Origin of the sequence: Lunatimonas sp., assembly GCF_020832325.1 — a bacterium.
In the GTDB taxonomy this organism is placed as follows: Bacteria; Bacteroidota; Bacteroidia; order Cytophagales; family Cyclobacteriaceae; genus Lunatimonas.
This window is the reverse complement of record NZ_JAFIEU010000051.1, coordinates 290951-310618: the sequence shown is the minus strand read 5'-3', so window position 1 is coordinate 310618 and position 19668 is coordinate 290951. Positions and strand designations below refer to the sequence as shown.

Genomic DNA, 19668 nt, shown 5'->3' with positions numbered 1-19668 from the left:
GCTCCCTGATGATTTACTGGTTATTTATAACGATATACAATCCGGCCCTTGGAAAGATCGTAAGGAGACAACTCCAATTTGACCTTATCTCCAGGCAAGATTTTAATATAGTTCATCCTCATTTTTCCGGAAATATGAGCGATCAACTGATGCCCATTCTCCAATTCAACTTTAAACATTGCATTAGACAGTGCCTCGATAATGGTGCCGTCTTGCTCTATTGATGCCTGTTTAGCCATATGTAAAATTTTCTTCTATATACTGATGTGTGGTGAGAACCTCCGTTTTGTCTTCAAAGATCGCCACCGTGTGCTCGAAATGGGCCGACACTTTGCGATCTGCCGTTCGAATTGTCCAGCCATCGCGTTCCTGCACCACGTTACGGGTACCCAAATTAACCATAGGCTCAATTGCAATCACTAAACCGCTCTTCAGCACTTGACCACTACCCCGTTTCCCGTAATTGGGCACCTCGGGCGCTTCGTGCAGGCTTTTACCTAACCCATGGCCTACTAATTCACGTACCACAGTAAAACCTTTCGATTCTACGTATTTCTGAATGGCATGCCCAATGTCACCAATTCGGCTGTTATAAACCGCTTTCTCTATCCCTAAATACAGGGAAGCCTTGGTAACATCCAGCAAATTCAATATAGAAGGGGAAACTTCACCGACAGGGTAAGTATAAGCGGAATCGCTATGAAAACCTTGGTGAAAGACTCCACAATCTATTGAGATTATATCACCATCCTTCAATTCGTAGCCACTGGGAAACCCATGAACGACTACTTCATTAACAGAAATACAAAGAGAAGCAGGGAACCCGTTGTACCCCTTAAAGGAGGGGATTCCCTGATGGTCTCTTATGTATTCTTCAGCAATCTTATCTAGAAAAGAGGTCTTTACCCCTTCTTTCACATATTTGGCAACTTCTCCGTGCGCTTTTCCTAAAATCTGAGCACTTTGTTTTATTAACTCGACCTCTTCCTTCGTCTTATAATGTATCATACTAAGCTACTGCATAACTCGAAGGGTCATTCTTCATGTTACCGCTCTTCATCATACCTTCGTAGTGCCTCATCAGCAGATAGCTTTCGATCTGACGAAGCGTATCTAAAATCACCCCCACCATAATCAGTAGGGAAGTTCCTCCATAAAACTGAGCAAACTCTCCACTGACCCCTGCAACAATCGCGAATGCAGGCAAAATCGCGACTATTGACAAAAGAAACGATCCTGGCAAAGTAATTCTCGAAATAATGTTATCAATGAAGTCTGCTGTGGGCCCACCCGGCTTGATGCCTGGTATAAATCCACCGTTCCGCTTCATGTCCTCCGCTATTTGTTCTGGATTCACCGTAATGGCAGTGTAGAAGAACGTAAACAGGATAATCATCAACGCAAACACCAAGTTATACTGCCAACTGGTAAAATCACTGAATGTAGTACCAATATACGCAGCAATATCACTGGAGTCGGCCCATATCTGGGCGATTAGTGCCGGCAAGAACATCAAAGACTGCGCAAAGATGATAGGCATCACCCCAGAAGCATTTACCTTGATTGGAATGTATTGCCGTTGTCCACCGTACACTTTCCCCCCTACTACCTGTTTAGCATATTGCACAGGGATACGTCTAGTGGCTTCGGTGAGAGCAACTGTGCCCACAACCACAAAGAATAAGACAACCGCCTCAATAATCAACAGCAGGATACCACCAGAACCTTTGGAAAGAGATTCCGCAATAATCGCACCTGGCAAGGCAGAAATGATACCAATCATGATCAACATGGAGATACCGTTTCCGATACCTTTTTCAGTAATTTTCTCGCCCAACCACATACAGAACATGGTACCGGCAGTCAATAACACCAACGAGCTCACCATAAACATGGACTTGTTGATCATGATTGCCTCATTGGGAATGGTAGCCGTTATGTACCCTATGCCCTGCGCCACAGTAATCAAAATAGTCAAAACCCGAGTAATCTGATTGATCCGCTTGCGGCCAGATTCCCCTTCTTTCTGCAATTTTTGAAAATAGGGCACACCAACAGTTAACAACTGCAATACAATGGAAGCAGATATGTAGGGCATGATACCCAACCCAAAGATGGAAGCCCTACTAAAGGACCCTCCCAGGAACGTATCTATCAATCCAAATATACCTCCAGCGGATTCTCCGAGAAGATTGGGATCTACACCTGGCAACACGATAAAAGAACCGATCCGAAAAACCACCAAAAATCCGATGGTATTCAAAATACGGATTCTCAAATCTTCGATTGAAAAGATGTTCTTAACTGTTGTGATGAATTTTTTCATTGTTTAAAGCTTATTGACCGTTCCGCCAATTTTTTGGATAGCCTCCTCGGCGGACGCTGAGAACTTGTGCGCACTCACATTTAATTTGCCTGTAAGTTCGCCTGTTCCTAGGACTTTTACAACATCTTTCTTGGACACAATACCATTTTCCACCAAGGTTTCAAATGAAATGGTGTCTGTGCTCAGTTTATCAGCCAGCCTTTGTAGCTCAACCAAATTGATGGGCTTGTATTCAATGCGGTTAATATTTTTAAAACCGAATTTTGGTACCCTACGCTGAAGAGGCATTTGTCCACCTTCAAAGCCAAGCTTGCTTTTGTACCCTGAACGGGACTTCGCACCCTTGTGACCTCGGGTTGAGGTGCCACCTCTCCCTGATCCGGTACCCCGGCCGATCCTCTTTCTGTTTTTTACAGAACCTTCAGCAGGACTTAATGTATGTAGTTTCATGTGTCTATATTTTAACAAGGAGCTTCTTGATTACGTACTGATCCAAGTGGAATCAACTAATCAAACCTCCTCCGTTTTTACAAGGTGACTCACTTTATTGATCATCCCCAATATCTGAGGTGTGCCTTCCAGTTCAACAGTTCGGTTAATCTTTCCCAAACCCAACGCAGTGATAGTCGCTTTTTGGTCTTTAGGCCGCTTGATCGTGCTTCGTATTTGTGTAACTCTTACCTTAGCCATTGTATTAACCGTTAAAAACCTTAGACAATTTTACTCTCCTTTGCTGCGAAACTGCAATAGCATCTCGCATGTTTTCCAACGCGTCTATGGTAGCTTTTACCACATTGTGTGGGTTGGAAGATCCCTTAGACTTAGCCAAGATATCGGTATATCCGGCACTTTCCAAGACAGCCCTCATGGCACCACCAGCAAGAACACCTGTACCAGGAGCGGCAGGCTTGATGAGCACCAATCCTCCTCCGTATTTACCTAACTGATCATGGGGAACAGTTCCTTTATAAAGTGGAACCTGAATCAGGTTCTTCTTTGCGTCTTCTATGCCTTTTGTAATAGCATCAGTCACCTCGTTGGCTTTACCCAAGCCATATCCAACGATTCCGTTTCCGTCGCCTACTACTACGATCGCTGAGAAAGAGAATCTTCTACCACCTTTTACCACTTTGGCAACTCGGTTTATAGCTACTACTTTTTCTTTCAGCTCAGTATCAGTAGCCCTAATTGGTTTTTTTCGTATTTGGGACATAATATCTATTAAAATTTAAGGCCAGCTTCTCTGGCACCGTCTGCCAAAGCTTTTACATTTCCATGATAGAGGTATCCACTCCTATCAAATACTACTTCGGTCACTCCCCCGGCCAACGCTTTCTCAGCCAGTTTTTTACCAACTTCCTTGGAAACAGAAATATTGGCGTTTGCCTTTGCTCCCAATTCCTTAGAAGACGCACTCATCAGCGTATGTCCCTTTAGGTCATTCACGATCTGAGCATATATACCAGTATTACTCTTGAATACCGCCAAGCGAGGCCTAGAATCAGTACCGGAGATCTTTCTCCGGATACTCTTCTTAATTCTACGTCTACGTTCGTTTTTATTAAAAGCCATGTCTCAATTATTTTTTAGCAGAAGTTTTACCAGCTTTACGTCTCACAAACTCACCGACAAAACGTACACCTTTTCCTTTGAATGGTTCTACCTTTCGGAAGGACTTGATTTTGGCTGCGATTTGTCCGATCAGTTCCTTGTCGATACCCTCCAAGGTGATCAAGGGGTTCTTACCTTTCGGAGTCTCCGTTTTCAGGGAGATCTCTTGGGGCAGGGCGAAGAAAATATTGTGGGAATAACCAAGTGCCAATTCGAGCACCTGTCCCTGATTAGTGGCTTTATAACCCACACCCACCAGTTCCAATTCCTTTTTGTATCCTTCGCTTACACCGATCACCATGTTGTTAAGCAGGGATCTGTAAAGACCATGCAGTGACTTGTGGCGTTTGGAATCCGTGGGGCGTACTACCACCACCTGATTTCCTTCAACGGTTACGGTAATATCAGGATTAATCTCCTGCTTCAGCGTACCTTTGGGACCTTTAACAGTGACCTCGTTATGCTTGGACACGTCTACAGTAACACCCGCCGGTATATTTATTGGTTTTTTACCTATTCTAGACATCGTATTCCGATATTAATATACGTAACAAAGTACTTCTCCACCGATTCCCTCAGTACGGGCTTCTTTGTCAGTCATGATTCCACGGGAAGTAGATATAATGGCTACTCCCAAACCATTGATCACGCGGGGAAGGGATTCCTTACCCACATATTTACGCAAGCCTGGCTTGCTTACCCTCGTAAGATTAACGATGGCATTCTCTTTGGTGGCGGGATTGTATTTCAACGCAATTTTGATGGTGCCTTGGGGGCCATTCTCGTCAAATTTGTAGTTCTGAATATACCCTTTTTCAAAAAGAACCTTGGTGATCTCCTTCTTTATATTAGAAGCAGGGATCTCCACAATCCGGTGAGACGCTTTGATAGCGTTCCTCAATCTGGTCAGATAATCAGCTATTGGATCAGTCATATTTATAAATAGTCTAACTGCACGCCCCCAATGGGCGGGCAAAGTTACACAATGATTCTCAGAATAAAAACATTTGTCTGATTTTTACCAGCTCGATTTAGTTATACCAGGTATCTTACCCGCAGAAGCCATTTCCCTGAATGTAACCCGGTTGATACCGAATTTCCTCATGTATCCTTTAGGACGGCCGGTCAGCTTACATCGGTTATGAAGTCTGACGGGAGAAGCATTCTTGGGAAGTTTATCCAGTGCTTCGTAGTTTCCGGCAGCCTTAAGTTCAGCTCTCTTCTTGGCATACTTGGCTACTAGGCGCTCTCTCTTTCGCTCGCGAGCTTTTATCGACTCTCTTGCCATGATCAGTTATCTTTATTTTTGTTTACGAATGGCATTCCCAATGCTTTCAACAACGCTAAGGCTTCTTCATCGGTATCAGCAGATGTAACCAAGGTAATATCCATACCGGATATACGGTTTACTTTCTCGATGCTGATCTCAGGGAAGATAATCTGCTCGGTCACTCCAAGTGTATAATTACCTCGTCCGTCAAAACCCTTGTCAGATATACCTTTGAAATCCCTCACCCTTGGAAGCGCAACGCTTACCAACCTGTCTAGAAATTCATACATCCGGTCACCTCGAAGCGTTACTTTGGCACCGATCGGCATGCCTTCCCTCAACTTAAAGTTAGAGATGGAGTTTTTTGCCTTGGTAGCCACTGCACGCTGTCCAGCGATAATGGTAAGCTCTTCTACTCCTTGGTCTACCAATTTCTTGTCAGCCACGGCAGCACCGATACCCTTATTGATGACGATCTTGGTCAAACGAGGAACCTGCATGACCGACTTATACTGGAACTTCTCCTTCAATGCTTCGGAAACTTCCGAAACAAATTTTTCTTTTAATCTAGGTTTAGCCATTGATCACCTCCCCGGTTTTCTTTGAATACCTTACTAATTTACCATTGTCGTCACGCTTTCTGCCGATTCGGGTAGCTTCTCCAGTCTTGGGATCAACCAACATCAGGTTACTTGCATGAATAGGCGCTTCCATCTTGTCAATAGCTCCTTGTGGAGAATTGGCGGTAGGCTTGCGGTGTTTGGTCACAATATTCAGACCTTCTACGATGGCCCGTCTCTTTGCGATGTCTACCGAAAGCACTTTACCTTGTTTGCCTTTATCGTCTCCGGAAAGAACCTTCACGGTATCTCCGGTTTTGATATGCATTTTGGGATGCTTTATCACTTTCTTTTCCATGATTACAGTACTTCAGGGGCTAGAGAGACAATCTTCATAAACTGCTTTTCACGTAGCTCTCGGGCGACTGGCCCAAAAATACGCGTTCCTCTAGGCTCGTCATTGTTATTGAGAAGAACAGCGGCATTATCCTCAAATCGGATATACGAACCATCTTTTCTTCTCACTTCTTTTTTAGTCCTAACGATAACCGCTTTTGAAACGGTACCTTTTTTCATATTGCTGGATGAAAGAGCTGTTTTTACGGTGACGACCACTTTGTCTCCGATGGAGGCATATCGCCTGCCGGTTCCACCCAGTACGCGGATGACAAGCACCTCTTTGGCACCTGAATTATCCGCAACACTCAATCTTGATTCTTGTTGTATCATGATTACTTAGCCCTTTCAATAATTTCTACTAATCTCCAACGCTTGTTCTTACTCAGCGGACGAGTTTCGCTGATCTTCACCAGGTCACCTGGATTGCAGTCGTTGTTCTCGTCATGAGCCATAAATTTGGTAGTTTTCGCGACGAACTTACCGTAGATTGGGTGCTTTACCCTTCGCTCTACAGCAACCGTAATGGACTTATCCATCGCGCTGCTAACTACCTTTCCTATTCTTTCTTTACGCAGGTTTCTTTCTGTAGTAGCCATCGTATTCATTATTTAGCTAGTTGTTTTGCCCTCAAAGCAGTCTTCAATCTTGCGACTAACTTCTTTGCCTGACTGATCTTATTTGGATTCTCTATGGGAGAAATGGCATGAGCGAACTTCAACTTAGTCAAATTCTCCTGCTCAGCTACGATACGTTCGTTCAGTTCGCCCTCTGTAAGTGCGTTTATTTCGGAATTTTTCATCGTTGTATATTATCCTACGTATTCTCTACGTACCACAAATTTTGTACTGACCGGAAGTTTCTGCTGAGCCAATCTCAACGCCTCCTGGGCCACTTCCAAACTAACGCCGGTTGCTTCAAAAAGGATGGTTCCCGGCTTGATCACCGCCACCCAATATTCAGGCGCTCCTTTACCCTTACCCATACGTACTTCCGCAGGTTTTTTGGTAATGGGCTTGTCAGGAAAAATCCTGATCCAAACCTGTCCTTCTCGCTTCATTGCCCGAGTCATCGCGATACGGGCAGCTTCTATCTGTCGGGAGGTTATCCATCCCGGCTCCAAAGACTTAATGCCAAAGTTGCCAAATGCCAAAGTATGCCCTCGCTGAGCAAGGCCTTTGACTCTGCCTTTGTGCATTTTTCTAAATTTCGTTCTTCTTGGCTGTAACATGATTCGTCAATTAGGGTGAAATTAATTGCTTCGCTTTCTTCGTTTCGGTCCACCTTCTCTTCGTCTCCTGTTGCCCGCAGGTGCTGCATTTCCTTTGCTGTCACCGGAGGCTACGACGTTGGGAGAAAGGTCTCTCTTTCCGTAAACTTCACCTTTGAAAATCCAAACTTTGATACCGATGATACCATAGACCGTTTGAGCTTCAGAAATGGCATAATCCACATCCGCTCGAAGCGTATGAAGTGGAATACGTCCTTCCTTGTACATCTCAGAACGAGCCATCTCGGCACCGCCCAATCGACCGGAAAGCTTCACCTTAATACCCTCAGCACCCACTCGCATAGTAGCGGCGATCGACTGCTTCATGGCCCTACGGAATGATATCCTAGCCTCCAACTGCTGACCAATAGATTCTCCTACCAGTTTTGCATCTAATTCCGGACGCTTGATCTCAAAAATATTGATCTGCACATCCTTATTGGTGAGCTTCTTTAGCTCTTCTTTCAGTTTGTCTACTTCAGAACCACCTTTTCCAATTACTACTCCGGGACGGGCTGTCTGGATGGTAAGGGTGATACGCTTTAGCGTACGCTCAATGATTACCTTGGAAATACCTCCCTTAGGTATACGCGCATACACATAATTCCTGATTTTTTGATCTTCATAAAGCTTATCGGCGAAATCTCTTCCTCCATACCAGTTTGAATCCCAGCCCTTTATGATACCAAGTCTTAAACCAATCGGGTTAACTTTCTGTCCCATATGTTAGTTTACATTTTCGGTTGATTCTACAACATCAGCGGTAACGCCCTCATTGACCGAATCAACAATCAGGGTTACATGATTTGATCTTTTTCGTATTCTGTGAGCTCTGCCTTGAGGAGCAGGTCTAAGACGCTTCAGCATGCGGCCACCGTCCACCATGATAGTCTTGATGTACAGATCCGCGTCTTCCAATTTCTCGTCAGGATTTTTAGCCTGCCAGTTAGCCACTGCCGACAACAAAAGTTTTTCCAGCTTAATGGCTCCATGATTAGGAGTATACCTCAGAATACTCAATGCATGTCCCACTCGCTTGCCTCGTACAAGGTCTGCCACAAGACGCATTTTTCTGGTGGAGGTAGGGACATCGTTCAATCTTGCTATTGCTTCCATGATTATCTCTTTCCTTTATCTTTTTTGGCAATGTGGCCTCTGAAATTCCTTGTCGGGGCAAACTCACCCAACTTATGTCCTACCATGTTGTCTGTCACAAATACCGGAATGAATTTATTACCGTTATGCACAGCAAAGGTATGGCCTACGAAATCCGGAGAGATCATGGATCTTCTGGACCAAGTCTTGATCACAGATTTCTTCCCGGATTCGTTCATCGCATCCACTTTTTTCAACAAATGGTGCTCTATATACGGACCTTTTTTTAATGAACGTGCCATAATTATTTAGATCTTCTACTGATGATAAGTTTGTTAGAATACTTCTTGGGTGACCTGGTCTTTTTACCCTTAGCGAGCAAACCAGTCCTAGATCTCGGATGACCTCCGGACGAACGGCCTTCGCCACCACCCATTGGGTGATCTACCGGGTTCATCGCAACACCCCTCGTTCTTGGACGTCTGCCCAACCACCTGTTTCTACCGGCTTTGCCCAACACCACATTCATGTGGTCGCCATTGGATACAGTACCAACAGTAGCTCTACAGGTTCCTAACACCATTCTCATCTCGCCCGAAGGCAATTTAACCGTTACATACTTACCTTCACGGGCAACGATCTGCGCGTAGCTGCCTGCACTCCTCGCCATTGCAGCACCTTTACCAGGCTTCAATTCAATGGCGTGTACAATGGTACCCAACGGAATGTTATTGATCAGCATACAGTTACCTACCTCAGGAGCAACTTGCTCACCAGATACGATTTCCTGGCCAACTTCCAGTCCTTCCGGTGCGATAATGTAGGTCTTAGACCCATCTGCATAAAACAACAAGGCAATCCTTGCGGTACGATTCGGATCGTATTCGATTGTCTTTACTGTAGCTGGAACACCGTCTTTATTGCGCTTAAAGTCAATGACCCGAAGCCTTCTCTTGTGTCCACCACCTATATATCTATTGGTCATCTTACCGGAATTGTTCCGGCCTCCAGTTTTTTTCAAAGGTGCCAACAAACTCTTCTCGGGCTTTGATGCGGTAATCTCATCAAATGCAGGAGCTACTCTGAATCTGGTTCCGGGGGTTACCGGCTTAAGTTTTTTAACTGCCATGATTCTTCCTTAATTATATTTCTCCGTAAAAATCAATTATCTCACCTTCAGCAACCTGTACAATCGCCTTTTTGAAAGCATTTGTATAGCCTGAAACGATCTTGGCTTTGGTATACCGGGTCTTTTTCTTGGCAGCATAACGCATCGTGCGTACATCTACTACCTTCACACCGTACATATCCTCCACCGCTTTCTTAATCTGAGGCTTCTTTGCCGTCTTTTCTACGACAAAACCGTACACTCCCCGATCATTCATAGCAGAGATTTTCTCTGTAATCAAAGGTTTCTTTAATACATTCTTCATCTTACTTCGATAATAGGGTTTCTAACTTACTTACAGAGCCCTCACACAATACCAAACTATCGGCGTTGAGCAGCTCATAGGTATTGACATCATTAACCACCATTACCTTCGCCTTCGGCAAATTCCTGCTAGACAATACCACGTTCTTGTCTACTTCAGGAAGCAACAACAACGTCTTCTTACCCGCAAGCGACAAACCGGCTAAAAGCTGTATGTAGTTTTTAGTTTTGGGCGCCTCAAAGCTGAAGTCCTCCAAAACCAACACACTGTTGTCTTTGGCTTTATAAGTAAAGGCTGATTTCCTAGCCAACTGTTTTAACTTCTTGTTCAATTTGAAGGAATAGTCTCTGGGCTTAGGCCCAAACACCCTACCACCACCTCTGAACACAGGCGATTTCAAAGAACCAGCACGGGCACCACCGGTACCTTTTTGCTTTTTGATCTTCTTGGTAGAGCCAGCTACTTCGTTTCTTTCCTTGGACTTGTGGGTACCTTGCCTCTTATTGGCCAAGTATTGCTTCACATCCAGGTAAATCGCATGATCGTTCGGCTCAATGCCGAAAATATCATCGGAGAGATTAACCGTTCTGCCGGTTTCTTCACCGTTCTGTTTTAATATTGCTAACTCCATCTTATTACTTCTCTATAATTACGTAAGAATTTTTCGGTCCGGGAACAGATCCGCTTACTAACAATAGATTCTGCTCGGGATAGATCTTCAATACCTTTAGATTGATCACTTTCACCCGGTCACCTCCTGTTCTTCCGGCCATGCGCATCCCCTTGAAAACCCTGGAAGGCCAAGAACAAGCACCAATCGAACCGGGGTGGCGCTGACGGTTGTGCTGACCGTGGGTTTGACCACCCACACCACCAAATCCGTGACGCTTTACCACACCTTGAAAACCCTTACCTTTAGAGGTACCTATCGCATCCACGAAGTCACCCTCTACAAAAACTTCCGAAGCCTTAACGGTCTTTCCTAAGTCAACCTGACCTTCGAATTCAACCCTAAAGTCCCTGAACTCTACAACTTTGTGCTTCGGCGTGGTGCCGGCCTTTTTGAAATGGCCAACCAACGGCTTGGGAGTATTTTTCTCCTTACGCTCACCGTACGCCAACTGAACAGCATTGTACCCGTCTGATTCAACATTTTTTACTTGCGTCACTACGCAAGGACCAGCTTCTATTAGCGTGCATGCGACATTACGCCCATCGGCACTGAAAATGCTAGTCATTCCTACTTTTTTTCCTATTATTCCAGACATCTTCTGTTATATAATAAACCAAGAAACACAAGTATGGACACACCTGTGCTTTTTTAAAGGACTGCAAAGTTAGCAATTTAAATTCACCTTACAAATCCCAACTTTAATATTTTCAATTAATTAGGTAAAAACATGGGGGTATCTGGAACCTTTCGCGGGAGCAAAAACCAAAAACCATCAACTAAAAATAGTGCCATAAAAAAGCCTGCACCGAGGTGCAGGCTTTTGACGACCATCCGTCAAACTTTTATCTCAACATCTACACCACTGGGAAGCTCAATTTTCATCAACGCATCCACCGTCTTGGAACTGTTGGAGTAAATGTCCACCAAACGCTTGTACGTGCAAAGTTGGAATTGCTCCCTAGACTTCTTGTTTACGTGGGGAGACCGCAATACGGTGAACTTCTCCTTCTTAGTAGGAAGAGGAATAGGACCCACCACTACTGCACCTGTTGACTTCACTGCTTTCACGATCTTCTCTGATGACTTATCCACCAGGCTGTGATCGTAAGATTTTAGTTTTATTCTTATTTTCTGATTCATGTTCTGTCAATATTTAGGCTTTCTCACCTTTTACCTTGGCAATTACCCCTTCAGCAATGTTCGTAGGAACAGGCTCATAGTGGGAGAATGTTAACGATGCCGTTGCCCGTCCGGAAGAAATTGTCCTCAAGTCGGTAACGTATCCAAAGAGCTCAGACAACGGAACGACCGCACGAACAACCGTAGACGATCCCTTCGTATCCATCCCTTTCATCAAGCCTCTTCTTCTGTTCAAGTCTCCAGTGATAGGACCGGTGTACTCATCCGGGGTAACCACGTCAACAGACATGATAGGCTCCAACAGCTGGGGCTTACATTTTTTCGCAGCTTCTTTGAAGCCAATTCTTGCAGCCAATTCAAACGAAAGCGCATCGGAATCGACGTCGTGGAAGGATCCATGGAACAACCGAACCTTCATCGATTCAATCGGATATCCAGCCAACGGACCATTTTTCATTGCCTCCGCAAAACCTTTTTGAATCGCTGGTATAAATTCCCGAGGAATCACACCACCCACGATACCATTCACGAAATCCAATCCTGGCTTGATCTCTCCGGTCTCAGAATCCGCTTCTTTCGGACCAAGTTCAAACACGATATCGGCAAATTTACCTTTACCACCGGTTTGCTTCTTGTATACTTCCTTGTGCTCTACCGATCCAAACAATGCCTCTTTATAAGCTACCTGAGGTGCTCCTTGGTTGATTTCTACCTTAAACTCTCTTTTAAGTCGGTCTATGATGATATCCAAGTGAAGCTCACCCATACCTCTCAGGATCGTTTGACCAGTTTCGTGATCTGTATTGACCTGCAAAGTAGGATCTTCTTCGACCAATTTGGAAATGGCCATACCCAACTTATCCACGTCAGCCTGCGTTTTAGGCTCAATGGCATATCCGATTACCGGCTCTGGGAACACCATGGATTCCAATACTACCTTACGCTTTTCGTCGCAAAGGGTATCTCCGGTTTTGATATCTTTGAAACCAACTACAGCTCCAATATCACCTGCCCTCAAGGCATCGATCTGATTCTGCTTGTTGGCGTGCATCTGAAACACGCGAGAAATACGCTCTTTATTACCAGAACGGGTATTATATACATAAGAACCAGATTCCAATTTACCGGAGTATGCTCTTACGAAGCAAAGTCTACCCACAAATGGGTCAGTAGCAATCTTAAACGCCAATCCAGTAAACGGCTCGCTCTCATCTGGGGAAATTCGGATTTCTTCTTCAGAATCAGGGGCGTGACCAATGATATCGTCCTTGTCCAATGGCGATGGCAACAGCTCCATAACCAAATCCAACATGGTCTGTACACCCTTGTTTTTGAAGGATGAACCACAAACCATAGGAACGATCTTCATATCGATCACCGCTTTACGGAGAGCTGAAAGGATCTCTTCTTCTGTGATAGAATCAGGATCATCGAAAAATTTCTCCATCAAGGATTCATCGTAATCGGCTACTGCCTCTAAAAGGTGCTCCCTCCATTCAGCAACTTCCTCTTCCATGTCTTCTGGAATAGGCACCACCTCGTAGGTCATACCCATATCCGCTTCATTCCAGATCATGGCCCGGTTGTTTACCAGGTCTACCACGCCTCGGAATTTGTCTTCCGCACCGATAGGAAGCTGCAAGGGTACAGCATAGCTGCCCAGCATTTCCTTTACCTGCTTACACACGTCCAAGAAGTTGGCTCCAGCACGGTCCATTTTGTTTACGAATCCGATTCGGGCTACTTTATAGTTATCCGCAAGCCTCCAGTTAGTCTCAGACTGTGGTTCCACGCCGTCAACAGCACTAAAAAGGAACACCAATCCATCCAAAATCCGCAATGAACGATTTACCTCAACGGTAAAGTCCACGTGTCCTGGAGTATCGATTATATTAACTTGATATTTGTTGTCTCTGTAATTCCAAAAAACAGTAGTCGCAGCAGAAGTGATTGTGATACCACGCTCTTGCTCTTGTGCCATCCAGTCCATGGTAGCGGCACCATCGTGAACCTCTCCGATTTTATGGCTTACGCCGGAATAAAAAAGAATCCTTTCAGTAGTGGTTGTTTTACCTGCATCGATATGCGCAGCAATACCGATGTTTCTGGTGAATTTTAAATCTCTTGCCATTATCTATTAAAATCTAAAGTGCGAGAATGCTTTGTTTGCTTCAGCCATTCGGTGCGTATCATCTTTCTTTTTCACCGCTGCTCCTTCACCTTTAGCCGCAGCAATGACTTCACCTGCCAGCCTATCCATCATAGTCTTCTCACCCCTCTTCCGGGCGTAGGTAATCATCCACTTGATGCCAAGCGACTGCTTCCTCTCTGGTCTTACTTCCATTGGCACCTGGAATGTAGCTCCACCAACCCTACGACTCTTCACCTCTACGGCTGGAGTGATGTTGTTAAGCGCTTTTTTCCAAACCTCAAGACCATTCTCACCTACTTTTTCCTCTACTTTCGCTATCGCGTCGTAGAAAATCTTGTAGGCAATACTTTTCTTCCCGTCAACCATCAGACAGTTTACAAACTTGGTTACCAAGGTATCGTGAAACTTGGGATCAGGAAGAATATACCTCTTTTTAGGTTTTGCTTTTCTCATTTTAACTATACGTTATAAAATCTTATTTCTTTTTCGCTGGTGCAGCCGGAGCTCCTTTGCCTGCCTTAGGACGCTTAGCTCCATATTTAGACCTACCTTGCTTTCTGTCCTTCACACCCGCAGTGTCCAAGGCTCCACGGATAATGTGGTATCTAACACCCGGAAGGTCCTTTACCCTACCTCCTCGGATAAGCACAATCGAGTGCTCCTGAAGATTGTGTCCTTCTCCTGGGATGTAGGCATTTACCTCTTTTCCGTTGGTCAACCTCACTCTGGCCACTTTCCTCATCGCTGAGTTAGGCTTCTTTGGGGTAGTGGTGTACACCCTGGTACACACCCCTCTACGCTGCGGACAAGCGTCCAAAGCCCTGGATTTGGACTTTGTCTCGAGGGTATTTCTACCTTTTCTTACTAACTGTTGTATAGTAGGCATTAATAGATAAAGTTAATTTACTGCTTTTAAACTTTTATTTTTTGGACTGCAAAGGTAAACAAATCAATAAAACAAACAAAATTAAGCAGTTATATTTTCATTAAGCTTCTCCCAGTGTCCCACCAAAATTTAGCGGGAATTCCGGAGCGCCCTGCCCATTTTGAATCTTGCCAAAAGCCATCTCGTATTTCTCGATATTATCCTTCAGCGCGGCCAACAATCGCTTGGCATGATCCGGTGTGATAATAATGCGGGATTTGACCTTAGCCTTCGGTACTCCTGGCATCAGCCGAATAAAATCTACCACAAACTCTGACTGCGAATGCGCTATCATCGCTAAATTACTGTAGACTCCTTCTGCGATTTCGTCGCTCAGCTCCACATTTATCTGCTGCCCTGTTGGCTTATCCTTTTCCTGTTCTGCCATGCTCGTCTAGATTTAATGAAAAAAAGGCCTGCATAATCACAGACCTTTTTTTTTAGGTTATGGATATAAACTTACTTCACGGTTTCTTTAGCCTTTTTAGTTGGCTGCTTATCCCGTTCCGCTACCAAACGTTCGTATTCCTCTTTTGAACCCACAAGCACACGCTCCAGATTACGCTGTCCGGTACCGGCAGGGATCAAATGACCAACAATTACGTTTTCCTTCAGACCCAACAACTCATCACGCTTGCCTTTGATGGCTGCTTCACTGAGTACTTTGGTGGTCTCTTGGAAGGACGCAGCAGAAATGAAACTCTCTGTTCCCAATGAAGAAGCAGTGATACCCTGAAGCGTAGGCTGAGATACAGCCGCCTGCGCATCCCGCACTTGCACGAGTTTCAAATCCTTGCGCTTCAAGCTGGAATTTTCATCACGAAGTCTTCGCGCCGAAATGATCATACCCGGCTTCAGCGTAGAAGAATCTCCCGCATCCATCACTACTTTCTTATCTAAGATAGAGTCGTTTTCCTCTCGGAACGCCCACTTATTGACGATCTGATTCTGCAAGAATCCAGTATCTCCTGCATCCAGAATCTCCACTTTCTGCATCATTTGGCTAACGATCACTTCGATGTGTTTATCGTTGATCTTAACACCTTGCAGTCGGTACACCTCTTGGATCTCGTTTACTAGGTATTCCTGTACAGCCGTTGGACCCTTTATCGACAGAATATCGTTTGGTGTAATGGCTCCGTCAGACAATGGCTCACCTGCTCGAATAAAGTCGTTTTCCTGAACCAAGATATGCTTGGAAAGAGATACCATGTACCGCTTCTTCACACCATCTTTGGATTCAATGAAAATCTCTCTGTTACCGCGTTTGATGCCTCCATAGCTAACCACTCCATCAATTTCAGAAACTACCGCCGGGTTCGATGGGTTACGCGCTTCAAAAAGCTCCGTCACCCGAGGAAGACCACCGGTAATATCCCGGGTCTTTCCAACTGAACGAGGTATCTTCACCAAGATCTGCCCGGAGCGCACTTTATCCCCTTCTTCTACAGAAAGGTGAGCTCCCACCGGTATGTTGTATGACTTAGACTCGTCGCCGTAATTTACAATCACCGCTGGGTTCTTCGTCTTATCCTTGGTTTCGATAATTACCTTCTCGCGGTATCCCGTCTGATCATCGGCTACTTCCTTATAGGTAACACTCTCAATGATCGAATCAAATTCCACCGTGCCGTCGAATTCGGACAAGATCACGGCATTGTAGGGATCCCAAGTACATAGCGACTCTCCTTTACCGATCTTCTGACCATCCTTCACGTTCAATACCGCTCCGTATGGCACGTGGTTCGAAACCAACGTCTTGCCAGACTTCTGATCATTGATCTTGATTTCACCGGATCTACCCATAACGATGGAGACGGACTCCCCATCCTTGTTAGTAGTTTCAATCCAGCGCAACTCCTCTTCAAATTCTACAATACCCTCAAATTTGGCATTGATGCTGGCTTCCACCGAAATGTTGGAAGCAGTACCACCTACGTGGAAAGTACGCAAGGTCAACTGGGTTCCAGGTTCTCCGATAGACTGCGCCGCGATGACACCTACAGACTCCCCTACCTGTACAATGCTTCCGGTAGATAGGTTTCTACCATAACATTTGGCACATACTCCCCTTCGTGTTTCGCAAGTCAACACGGAACGGATCTCTATTTCCTCTACGGCAGATTCATCGATTCGCTTTGCAACAGCATCTGTGATTTCTTCACCTGAAGATATAATCAGCTCGTCACTGATCGGATCAATCACATCGTGAACCGCGATACGTCCTACGACTCGTTCAGAAAGTGGCTCTACGATCTCATCATTGTCTTTCAGCGCCTGTACTACCAGCCCACGAAGGGTTCCGCAGTCTTCCTCTGAAATAATCATATCCTGAGCTACGTCCACCAACCGTCGAGTCAGGTAACCGGCATCGGCTGTTTTCAGTGCCGTATCGGCTAGACCTTTCCTTGCACCGTGGGTAGAGATAAAATACTCCAATACGTCGAGTCCTTCCTTAAAGTTGGAAAGGATTGGGTTTTCAATAATCTCTCCCACCGAGCCCTGAAGGTTCTTCTGCGGCTTGGCCATCAATCCCCTCATACCGCCCAACTGGCGAATCTGCTCTCTAGAACCCCTGGCTCCAGAGTGCATCATCATAAATATTGCATTGAACCCTTGATTGTCCTCCTCCATTTGCCTCATTAGGATGTTAGTGAGGTTAGAGTTGGTTCTGGTCCAAATATCAATTACTTGGTTGTAACGCTCGTTATCGGTGATCAGACCCATCAGGTAGTTATTCCATACCTGATCAACTTCCGACTTGGCTTTATCAATCAACGGATCCTTTTCTTCGGGGATAATCACATCGTCCAATCCCATCGAAAGACCGCCTTGATAGGCCATCTGGAATCCCAAATGTTTGATATCGTCCAAAAAGTGGGCGGTGCGGGCTATACCGCAGATCTTCACCACCTCAGCAATGATCTGCTGAAGCTTCTTCTTGGTGAGCAGTTCGTTTACAAAACCTACCTGCTCTGGAACGAACTGATTGAAAATCAATCGACCAGCTACCGTATCTATGATTTCGCTAGCAAGCTCGCCGTTTTCCTTCCGGACGGTAACCTTACATTTGATATGTGCATGCTTGGATATACGCTCCTCGTTCAATGCGATGATCACTTCCTCTTCTCCATAGAAGACCATGCCTTCTCCCAATACCGGCTCGGCTTCGGTGGACTTTTTGCCTTTCGTCACGTAATACAGTCCCAACACCATGTCTTGGGAAGGCACCGTAATGGGGGCACCATTTGCCGGGTTTAGAATATTGTGCGAAGACAGCATCAGTGTGCTGGCTTCCAGGATGGCTTCATGTCCCAGTGGAACGTGTACCGCCATTTGGTCACCGTCAAAGTCAGCATTAAACGCTGTACATACCAACGGGTGCAATTGAATGGCTTTTCCTTCAATCAGCTTAGGTTGGAAAGCTTGAATACCCAAACGGTGTAGCGTTGGAGCACGGTTTAGCAGCACAGGGTGCCCTTTCAACACGTTCTCTAGAATATCCCACACTACGGGGTCCTTTCGATCCACAATTTTCTTAGCAGATTTCACGGTTTTCACAATTCCCCGCTCTATCAACTTTCGGATAATAAAGGGCTTGAATAGCTCAGCCGCCATATTTTTCGGTAGTCCACATTCGTGCAGCTTCAACTCAGGGCCTACCACAATCACGGAACGGCCTGAGTAATCTACCCGCTTTCCAAGCAAATTTTGTCGGAAACGACCCTGCTTTCCTTTCAGCATATCTGAAAGCGATTTCAGCGCTCGGTTACCGTCAGATCTCACGGCATTCACCTTTCGGGAATTGTCAAATAGCGAATCTACGGCTTCCTGCAGCATCCTCTTTTCGTTTCGAAGAATCACCTCGGGCGCCTTGATGTCAATCAAACGCTTCAAACGATTGTTTCGGATGATTACTCTGCGATAAAGGTCGTTCAGGTCAGAGGTCGCAAAACGCCCTCCGTCCAAAGGAACCAATGGTCTCAACTCTGGTGGAATAACCGGAACCATACGGACAATCATCCACTCGGGACGGTTTTCAATACGTGTTCTGGCATCGCGGAATGCTTCCACCACCTTGAGTCTCTTTAGGGCCTCAGCTTTACGCTGCTGCGAAGTGTCTGTAGCAGCTTGGTGTCTCAAGCTGTAGGACAGATCATCCAAGTCGAGTCGGGCCAGCAGCATCTCCAATGCATCGGCACCCATCTTTGCAATAAATTTGGTAGGATCCTCGTCATCCAGCATTTGATTTTCCTTGGGGAGCTTGTCCATGATATCCAAGTACTCATCCTCCGTTAGGAAATCGAGGTATTGTAATCCATCGTCCCCTTTCACACCGGGTTGGATGACCACGTACCTTTCGTAATAGACGATTTGATCGAGCTTTTTGGTGGGAAGGCCCAGAAGGTATCCTATCTTATTAGGTAAGGATTTGAAATACCAGATATGCGCTACCGGAACCACCAGTTCGATATGCCCCATGCGCTCTCTACGTACTTTTTTCTCGGTCACTTCTACGCCACACCTGTCACAAATAATCCCTTTGTATCTAATGCGCTTGTATTTACCACAATGACATTCCCAGTCCTTCACCGGTCCGAAAATCCGCTCACAGAACAGACCGCCCATTTCCGGCTTGTACGTCCTATAATTAATGGTTTCCGGCTGGGTTACTTCACCATGCGAGCTGTCCAAAATGGACTCTGGTGAAGCTAAACTAATGGTGACCCTGGAAAAGTCGTTGTTTAGTTTTTTATTTTTTCTGAACGCCATAGTTATTTGTGTGAGTAGTTTGAGGGCCTCGCAGCCCGTAATAG

The 19668-nt window shown here is 45.3% G+C and carries 29 protein-coding genes; all 29 read right to left on the bottom strand.

The features are described 5' to 3' along the window. Positions 1 to 20: 20 nt before the first annotated feature. Positions 21 to 239 (bottom strand): translation initiation factor IF-1, encoded by a 219-nt coding sequence (infA, locus tag JJU34_RS21495; RefSeq protein WP_209329880.1) that lies wholly within the window; start codon positions 237 to 239, stop codon positions 21 to 23. Further along, positions 232 to 1008 (bottom strand): type I methionyl aminopeptidase, encoded by a 777-nt coding sequence (gene map / locus JJU34_RS21490; RefSeq protein ID WP_228694478.1) that lies wholly within the window; start codon positions 1006 to 1008, stop codon positions 232 to 234. The genes infA and map overlap by 8 nt, the downstream gene beginning before the upstream one ends. A gap of 1 nt (position 1009) precedes the next feature. Then, positions 1010 to 2326: a preprotein translocase subunit SecY gene (gene secY / locus JJU34_RS21485; protein ID WP_228694477.1), complete on the bottom strand. Its 1317-nt coding sequence runs from the start codon at positions 2324 to 2326 to the stop codon at positions 1010 to 1012. 3 nt (positions 2327 to 2329) lie between these two features. Next, positions 2330 to 2776 carry a 50S ribosomal protein L15 gene (gene rplO / locus JJU34_RS21480; protein ID WP_228694476.1) on the bottom strand — a complete coding sequence of 149 codons (447 nt, stop codon included), beginning with the start codon at positions 2774 to 2776 and terminating at the stop codon, positions 2330 to 2332. Between the two features lie 60 nt (positions 2777 to 2836). Further along, positions 2837 to 3016, bottom strand: coding sequence for a 50S ribosomal protein L30 (rpmD, locus tag JJU34_RS21475; RefSeq protein WP_228694475.1), 180 nt, complete (start codon positions 3014 to 3016; stop codon positions 2837 to 2839). Between the two features lie 4 nt (positions 3017 to 3020). Further along, entirely contained in the window at positions 3021 to 3539 is a 519-nt protein-coding gene (gene rpsE / locus JJU34_RS21470; RefSeq protein ID WP_209329885.1) for a 30S ribosomal protein S5, read from the bottom strand. 8 nt (positions 3540 to 3547) lie between these two features. After that, complete coding sequence (rplR, locus tag JJU34_RS21465; RefSeq protein WP_228694474.1) at positions 3548 to 3898, bottom strand: 50S ribosomal protein L18; 351 nt, start codon at positions 3896 to 3898, stop codon at positions 3548 to 3550. A 7-nt stretch (positions 3899 to 3905) separates the two neighbouring features. Further along, positions 3906 to 4463, bottom strand: a complete 558-nt coding sequence (rplF, locus tag JJU34_RS21460; RefSeq protein WP_228694473.1) for a 50S ribosomal protein L6 — start codon at positions 4461 to 4463, stop codon at positions 3906 to 3908. Positions 4464 to 4475: 12 nt separating this feature from the next. Continuing rightward, the gene (gene rpsH, locus JJU34_RS21455; protein WP_228694472.1) at positions 4476 to 4871 is read right to left on the bottom strand and encodes a 30S ribosomal protein S8; all 396 of its coding nucleotides are present in this window, start codon (positions 4869 to 4871) and stop codon (positions 4476 to 4478) included. Positions 4872 to 4955: 84 nt separating this feature from the next. Then, on the bottom strand, positions 4956 to 5225 hold the full coding sequence (gene rpsN, locus JJU34_RS21450) for a 30S ribosomal protein S14 (protein ID WP_228694471.1): 270 nt from the start codon (positions 5223 to 5225) through the stop codon (positions 4956 to 4958). Between the two features lie 2 nt (positions 5226 to 5227). Continuing rightward, positions 5228 to 5788, bottom strand: coding sequence for a 50S ribosomal protein L5 (gene rplE / locus JJU34_RS21445; RefSeq protein WP_228694470.1), 561 nt, complete (start codon positions 5786 to 5788; stop codon positions 5228 to 5230). After that, positions 5781 to 6125 carry a 50S ribosomal protein L24 gene (rplX, locus tag JJU34_RS21440; RefSeq protein WP_228694469.1) on the bottom strand — a complete coding sequence of 115 codons (345 nt, stop codon included), beginning with the start codon at positions 6123 to 6125 and terminating at the stop codon, positions 5781 to 5783. Before rplX ends, rplE begins: the two co-directional genes overlap by 8 nt. Before the next feature lie 2 nt (positions 6126 to 6127). After that, a complete protein-coding gene (rplN, locus tag JJU34_RS21435; protein ID WP_228694468.1) occupies positions 6128 to 6496 on the bottom strand; it encodes a 50S ribosomal protein L14 in 369 nt (122 codons plus the stop codon). Between the two features lie 2 nt (positions 6497 to 6498). Beyond that, positions 6499 to 6762, bottom strand: coding sequence for a 30S ribosomal protein S17 (rpsQ, locus tag JJU34_RS21430; protein WP_209329891.1), 264 nt, complete (start codon positions 6760 to 6762; stop codon positions 6499 to 6501). A gap of 8 nt (positions 6763 to 6770) precedes the next feature. Continuing rightward, positions 6771 to 6965, bottom strand: a complete 195-nt coding sequence (rpmC, locus tag JJU34_RS21425) for a 50S ribosomal protein L29 (protein WP_209329892.1) — start codon at positions 6963 to 6965, stop codon at positions 6771 to 6773. A gap of 9 nt (positions 6966 to 6974) precedes the next feature. Continuing rightward, complete coding sequence (gene rplP, locus JJU34_RS21420; RefSeq protein ID WP_228694467.1) at positions 6975 to 7394, bottom strand: 50S ribosomal protein L16; 420 nt, start codon at positions 7392 to 7394, stop codon at positions 6975 to 6977. Positions 7395 to 7415: 21 nt separating this feature from the next. Then, positions 7416 to 8156, bottom strand: coding sequence for a 30S ribosomal protein S3 (rpsC, locus tag JJU34_RS21415; protein ID WP_209329894.1), 741 nt, complete (start codon positions 8154 to 8156; stop codon positions 7416 to 7418). Positions 8157 to 8159: 3 nt separating this feature from the next. Then, entirely contained in the window at positions 8160 to 8549 is a 390-nt protein-coding gene (gene rplV / locus JJU34_RS21410) for a 50S ribosomal protein L22 (protein ID WP_228694466.1), read from the bottom strand. Between the two features lie 2 nt (positions 8550 to 8551). Continuing rightward, entirely contained in the window at positions 8552 to 8830 is a 279-nt protein-coding gene (rpsS, locus tag JJU34_RS21405; protein WP_024284771.1) for a 30S ribosomal protein S19, read from the bottom strand. 2 nt (positions 8831 to 8832) lie between these two features. Then, a complete protein-coding gene (gene rplB / locus JJU34_RS21400) occupies positions 8833 to 9657 on the bottom strand; it encodes a 50S ribosomal protein L2 (protein WP_228694465.1) in 825 nt (274 codons plus the stop codon). A gap of 13 nt (positions 9658 to 9670) precedes the next feature. Next, positions 9671 to 9961: a 50S ribosomal protein L23 gene (rplW, locus tag JJU34_RS21395; RefSeq protein WP_228694464.1), complete on the bottom strand. Its 291-nt coding sequence runs from the start codon at positions 9959 to 9961 to the stop codon at positions 9671 to 9673. 1 nt (position 9962) lies between these two features. Continuing rightward, a complete protein-coding gene (rplD, locus tag JJU34_RS21390) occupies positions 9963 to 10592 on the bottom strand; it encodes a 50S ribosomal protein L4 (RefSeq protein WP_228694463.1) in 630 nt (209 codons plus the stop codon). A 4-nt stretch (positions 10593 to 10596) separates the two neighbouring features. Continuing rightward, positions 10597 to 11229 (bottom strand): 50S ribosomal protein L3, encoded by a 633-nt coding sequence (gene rplC, locus JJU34_RS21385; RefSeq protein ID WP_228694462.1) that lies wholly within the window; start codon positions 11227 to 11229, stop codon positions 10597 to 10599. A gap of 239 nt (positions 11230 to 11468) precedes the next feature. Next, the gene (gene rpsJ / locus JJU34_RS21380; protein WP_010856297.1) at positions 11469 to 11774 is read right to left on the bottom strand and encodes a 30S ribosomal protein S10; all 306 of its coding nucleotides are present in this window, start codon (positions 11772 to 11774) and stop codon (positions 11469 to 11471) included. 13 nt (positions 11775 to 11787) lie between these two features. Next, the gene (gene fusA, locus JJU34_RS21375; RefSeq protein ID WP_228694461.1) at positions 11788 to 13905 is read right to left on the bottom strand and encodes an elongation factor G; all 2118 of its coding nucleotides are present in this window, start codon (positions 13903 to 13905) and stop codon (positions 11788 to 11790) included. 6 nt (positions 13906 to 13911) lie between these two features. Next, positions 13912 to 14379 carry a 30S ribosomal protein S7 gene (gene rpsG / locus JJU34_RS21370; RefSeq protein ID WP_228694460.1) on the bottom strand — a complete coding sequence of 156 codons (468 nt, stop codon included), beginning with the start codon at positions 14377 to 14379 and terminating at the stop codon, positions 13912 to 13914. 22 nt (positions 14380 to 14401) lie between these two features. After that, a complete protein-coding gene (gene rpsL / locus JJU34_RS21365) occupies positions 14402 to 14812 on the bottom strand; it encodes a 30S ribosomal protein S12 (RefSeq protein ID WP_035806986.1) in 411 nt (136 codons plus the stop codon). 100 nt (positions 14813 to 14912) lie between these two features. Continuing rightward, the gene (locus tag JJU34_RS21360; protein ID WP_228694459.1) at positions 14913 to 15239 is read right to left on the bottom strand and encodes a DUF3467 domain-containing protein; all 327 of its coding nucleotides are present in this window, start codon (positions 15237 to 15239) and stop codon (positions 14913 to 14915) included. 71 nt (positions 15240 to 15310) lie between these two features. After that, positions 15311 to 19624 (bottom strand): DNA-directed RNA polymerase subunit beta', encoded by a 4314-nt coding sequence (rpoC, locus tag JJU34_RS21355; RefSeq protein WP_228694458.1) that lies wholly within the window; start codon positions 19622 to 19624, stop codon positions 15311 to 15313. Between the last annotated feature and the right edge of the window lie 44 nt (positions 19625 to 19668).

Excerpts from the sequence above, each read along its gene's own strand:
- rpsN (WP_228694471.1), bottom strand. The coding sequence starts at position 5,225 with ATGGCAAGAGAGTCGATAAAAGCTCGCGAGCGAAAGAGAGAGCGCCTA.
- rpsE (WP_209329885.1), bottom strand. The coding sequence starts at position 3,539 with ATGTCCCAAATACGAAAAAAACCAATTAGGGCTACTGATACTGAGCTG.
- rplO (WP_228694476.1), bottom strand. The coding sequence starts at position 2,776 with ATGAAACTACATACATTAAGTCCTGCTGAAGGTTCTGTAAAAAACAGA.
- rplE (WP_228694470.1), bottom strand. The coding sequence starts at position 5,788 with ATGGCTAAACCTAGATTAAAAGAAAAATTTGTTTCGGAAGTTTCCGAA.
- rpoC (WP_228694458.1), bottom strand. The coding sequence starts at position 19,624 with ATGGCGTTCAGAAAAAATAAAAAACTAAACAACGACTTTTCCAGGGTC.
- rplV (WP_228694466.1), bottom strand. The coding sequence starts at position 8,549 with ATGGAAGCAATAGCAAGATTGAACGATGTCCCTACCTCCACCAGAAAA.
- rplF (WP_228694473.1), bottom strand. The coding sequence starts at position 4,463 with ATGTCTAGAATAGGTAAAAAACCAATAAATATACCGGCGGGTGTTACT.
- fusA (WP_228694461.1), bottom strand. The coding sequence starts at position 13,905 with ATGGCAAGAGATTTAAAATTCACCAGAAACATCGGTATTGCTGCGCAT.
- rpsH (WP_228694472.1), bottom strand. The coding sequence starts at position 4,871 with ATGACTGATCCAATAGCTGATTATCTGACCAGATTGAGGAACGCTATC.
- rplX (WP_228694469.1), bottom strand. The coding sequence starts at position 6,125 with ATGGAAAAGAAAGTGATAAAGCATCCCAAAATGCATATCAAAACCGGA.
- rplB (WP_228694465.1), bottom strand. The coding sequence starts at position 9,657 with ATGGCAGTTAAAAAACTTAAGCCGGTAACCCCCGGAACCAGATTCAGA.
- rpsJ (WP_010856297.1), bottom strand. The coding sequence starts at position 11,774 with ATGAATCAGAAAATAAGAATAAAACTAAAATCTTACGATCACAGCCTG.
- rpsQ (WP_209329891.1), bottom strand. The coding sequence starts at position 6,762 with ATGGCTACTACAGAAAGAAACCTGCGTAAAGAAAGAATAGGAAAGGTA.
- JJU34_RS21360 (WP_228694459.1), bottom strand. The coding sequence starts at position 15,239 with ATGGCAGAACAGGAAAAGGATAAGCCAACAGGGCAGCAGATAAATGTG.
- rpsL (WP_035806986.1), bottom strand. The coding sequence starts at position 14,812 with ATGCCTACTATACAACAGTTAGTAAGAAAAGGTAGAAATACCCTCGAG.
- rpsS (WP_024284771.1), bottom strand. The coding sequence starts at position 8,830 with ATGGCACGTTCATTAAAAAAAGGTCCGTATATAGAGCACCATTTGTTG.
- rplW (WP_228694464.1), bottom strand. The coding sequence starts at position 9,961 with ATGAAGAATGTATTAAAGAAACCTTTGATTACAGAGAAAATCTCTGCT.
- rplC (WP_228694462.1), bottom strand. The coding sequence starts at position 11,229 with ATGTCTGGAATAATAGGAAAAAAAGTAGGAATGACTAGCATTTTCAGT.
- rplN (WP_228694468.1), bottom strand. The coding sequence starts at position 6,496 with ATGATACAACAAGAATCAAGATTGAGTGTTGCGGATAATTCAGGTGCC.
- rpsG (WP_228694460.1), bottom strand. The coding sequence starts at position 14,379 with ATGAGAAAAGCAAAACCTAAAAAGAGGTATATTCTTCCTGATCCCAAG.
- map (WP_228694478.1), bottom strand. The coding sequence starts at position 1,008 with ATGATACATTATAAGACGAAGGAAGAGGTCGAGTTAATAAAACAAAGT.
- rplR (WP_228694474.1), bottom strand. The coding sequence starts at position 3,898 with ATGGCTTTTAATAAAAACGAACGTAGACGTAGAATTAAGAAGAGTATC.
- rpmC (WP_209329892.1), bottom strand. The coding sequence starts at position 6,965 with ATGAAAAATTCCGAAATAAACGCACTTACAGAGGGCGAACTGAACGAA.
- rplP (WP_228694467.1), bottom strand. The coding sequence starts at position 7,394 with ATGTTACAGCCAAGAAGAACGAAATTTAGAAAAATGCACAAAGGCAGA.
- rplD (WP_228694463.1), bottom strand. The coding sequence starts at position 10,592 with ATGGAGTTAGCAATATTAAAACAGAACGGTGAAGAAACCGGCAGAACG.
- infA (WP_209329880.1), bottom strand. The coding sequence starts at position 239 with ATGGCTAAACAGGCATCAATAGAGCAAGACGGCACCATTATCGAGGCA.
- rpsC (WP_209329894.1), bottom strand. The coding sequence starts at position 8,156 with ATGGGACAGAAAGTTAACCCGATTGGTTTAAGACTTGGTATCATAAAG.
- secY (WP_228694477.1), bottom strand. The coding sequence starts at position 2,326 with ATGAAAAAATTCATCACAACAGTTAAGAACATCTTTTCAATCGAAGAT.
- rpmD (WP_228694475.1), bottom strand. The coding sequence starts at position 3,016 with ATGGCTAAGGTAAGAGTTACACAAATACGAAGCACGATCAAGCGGCCT.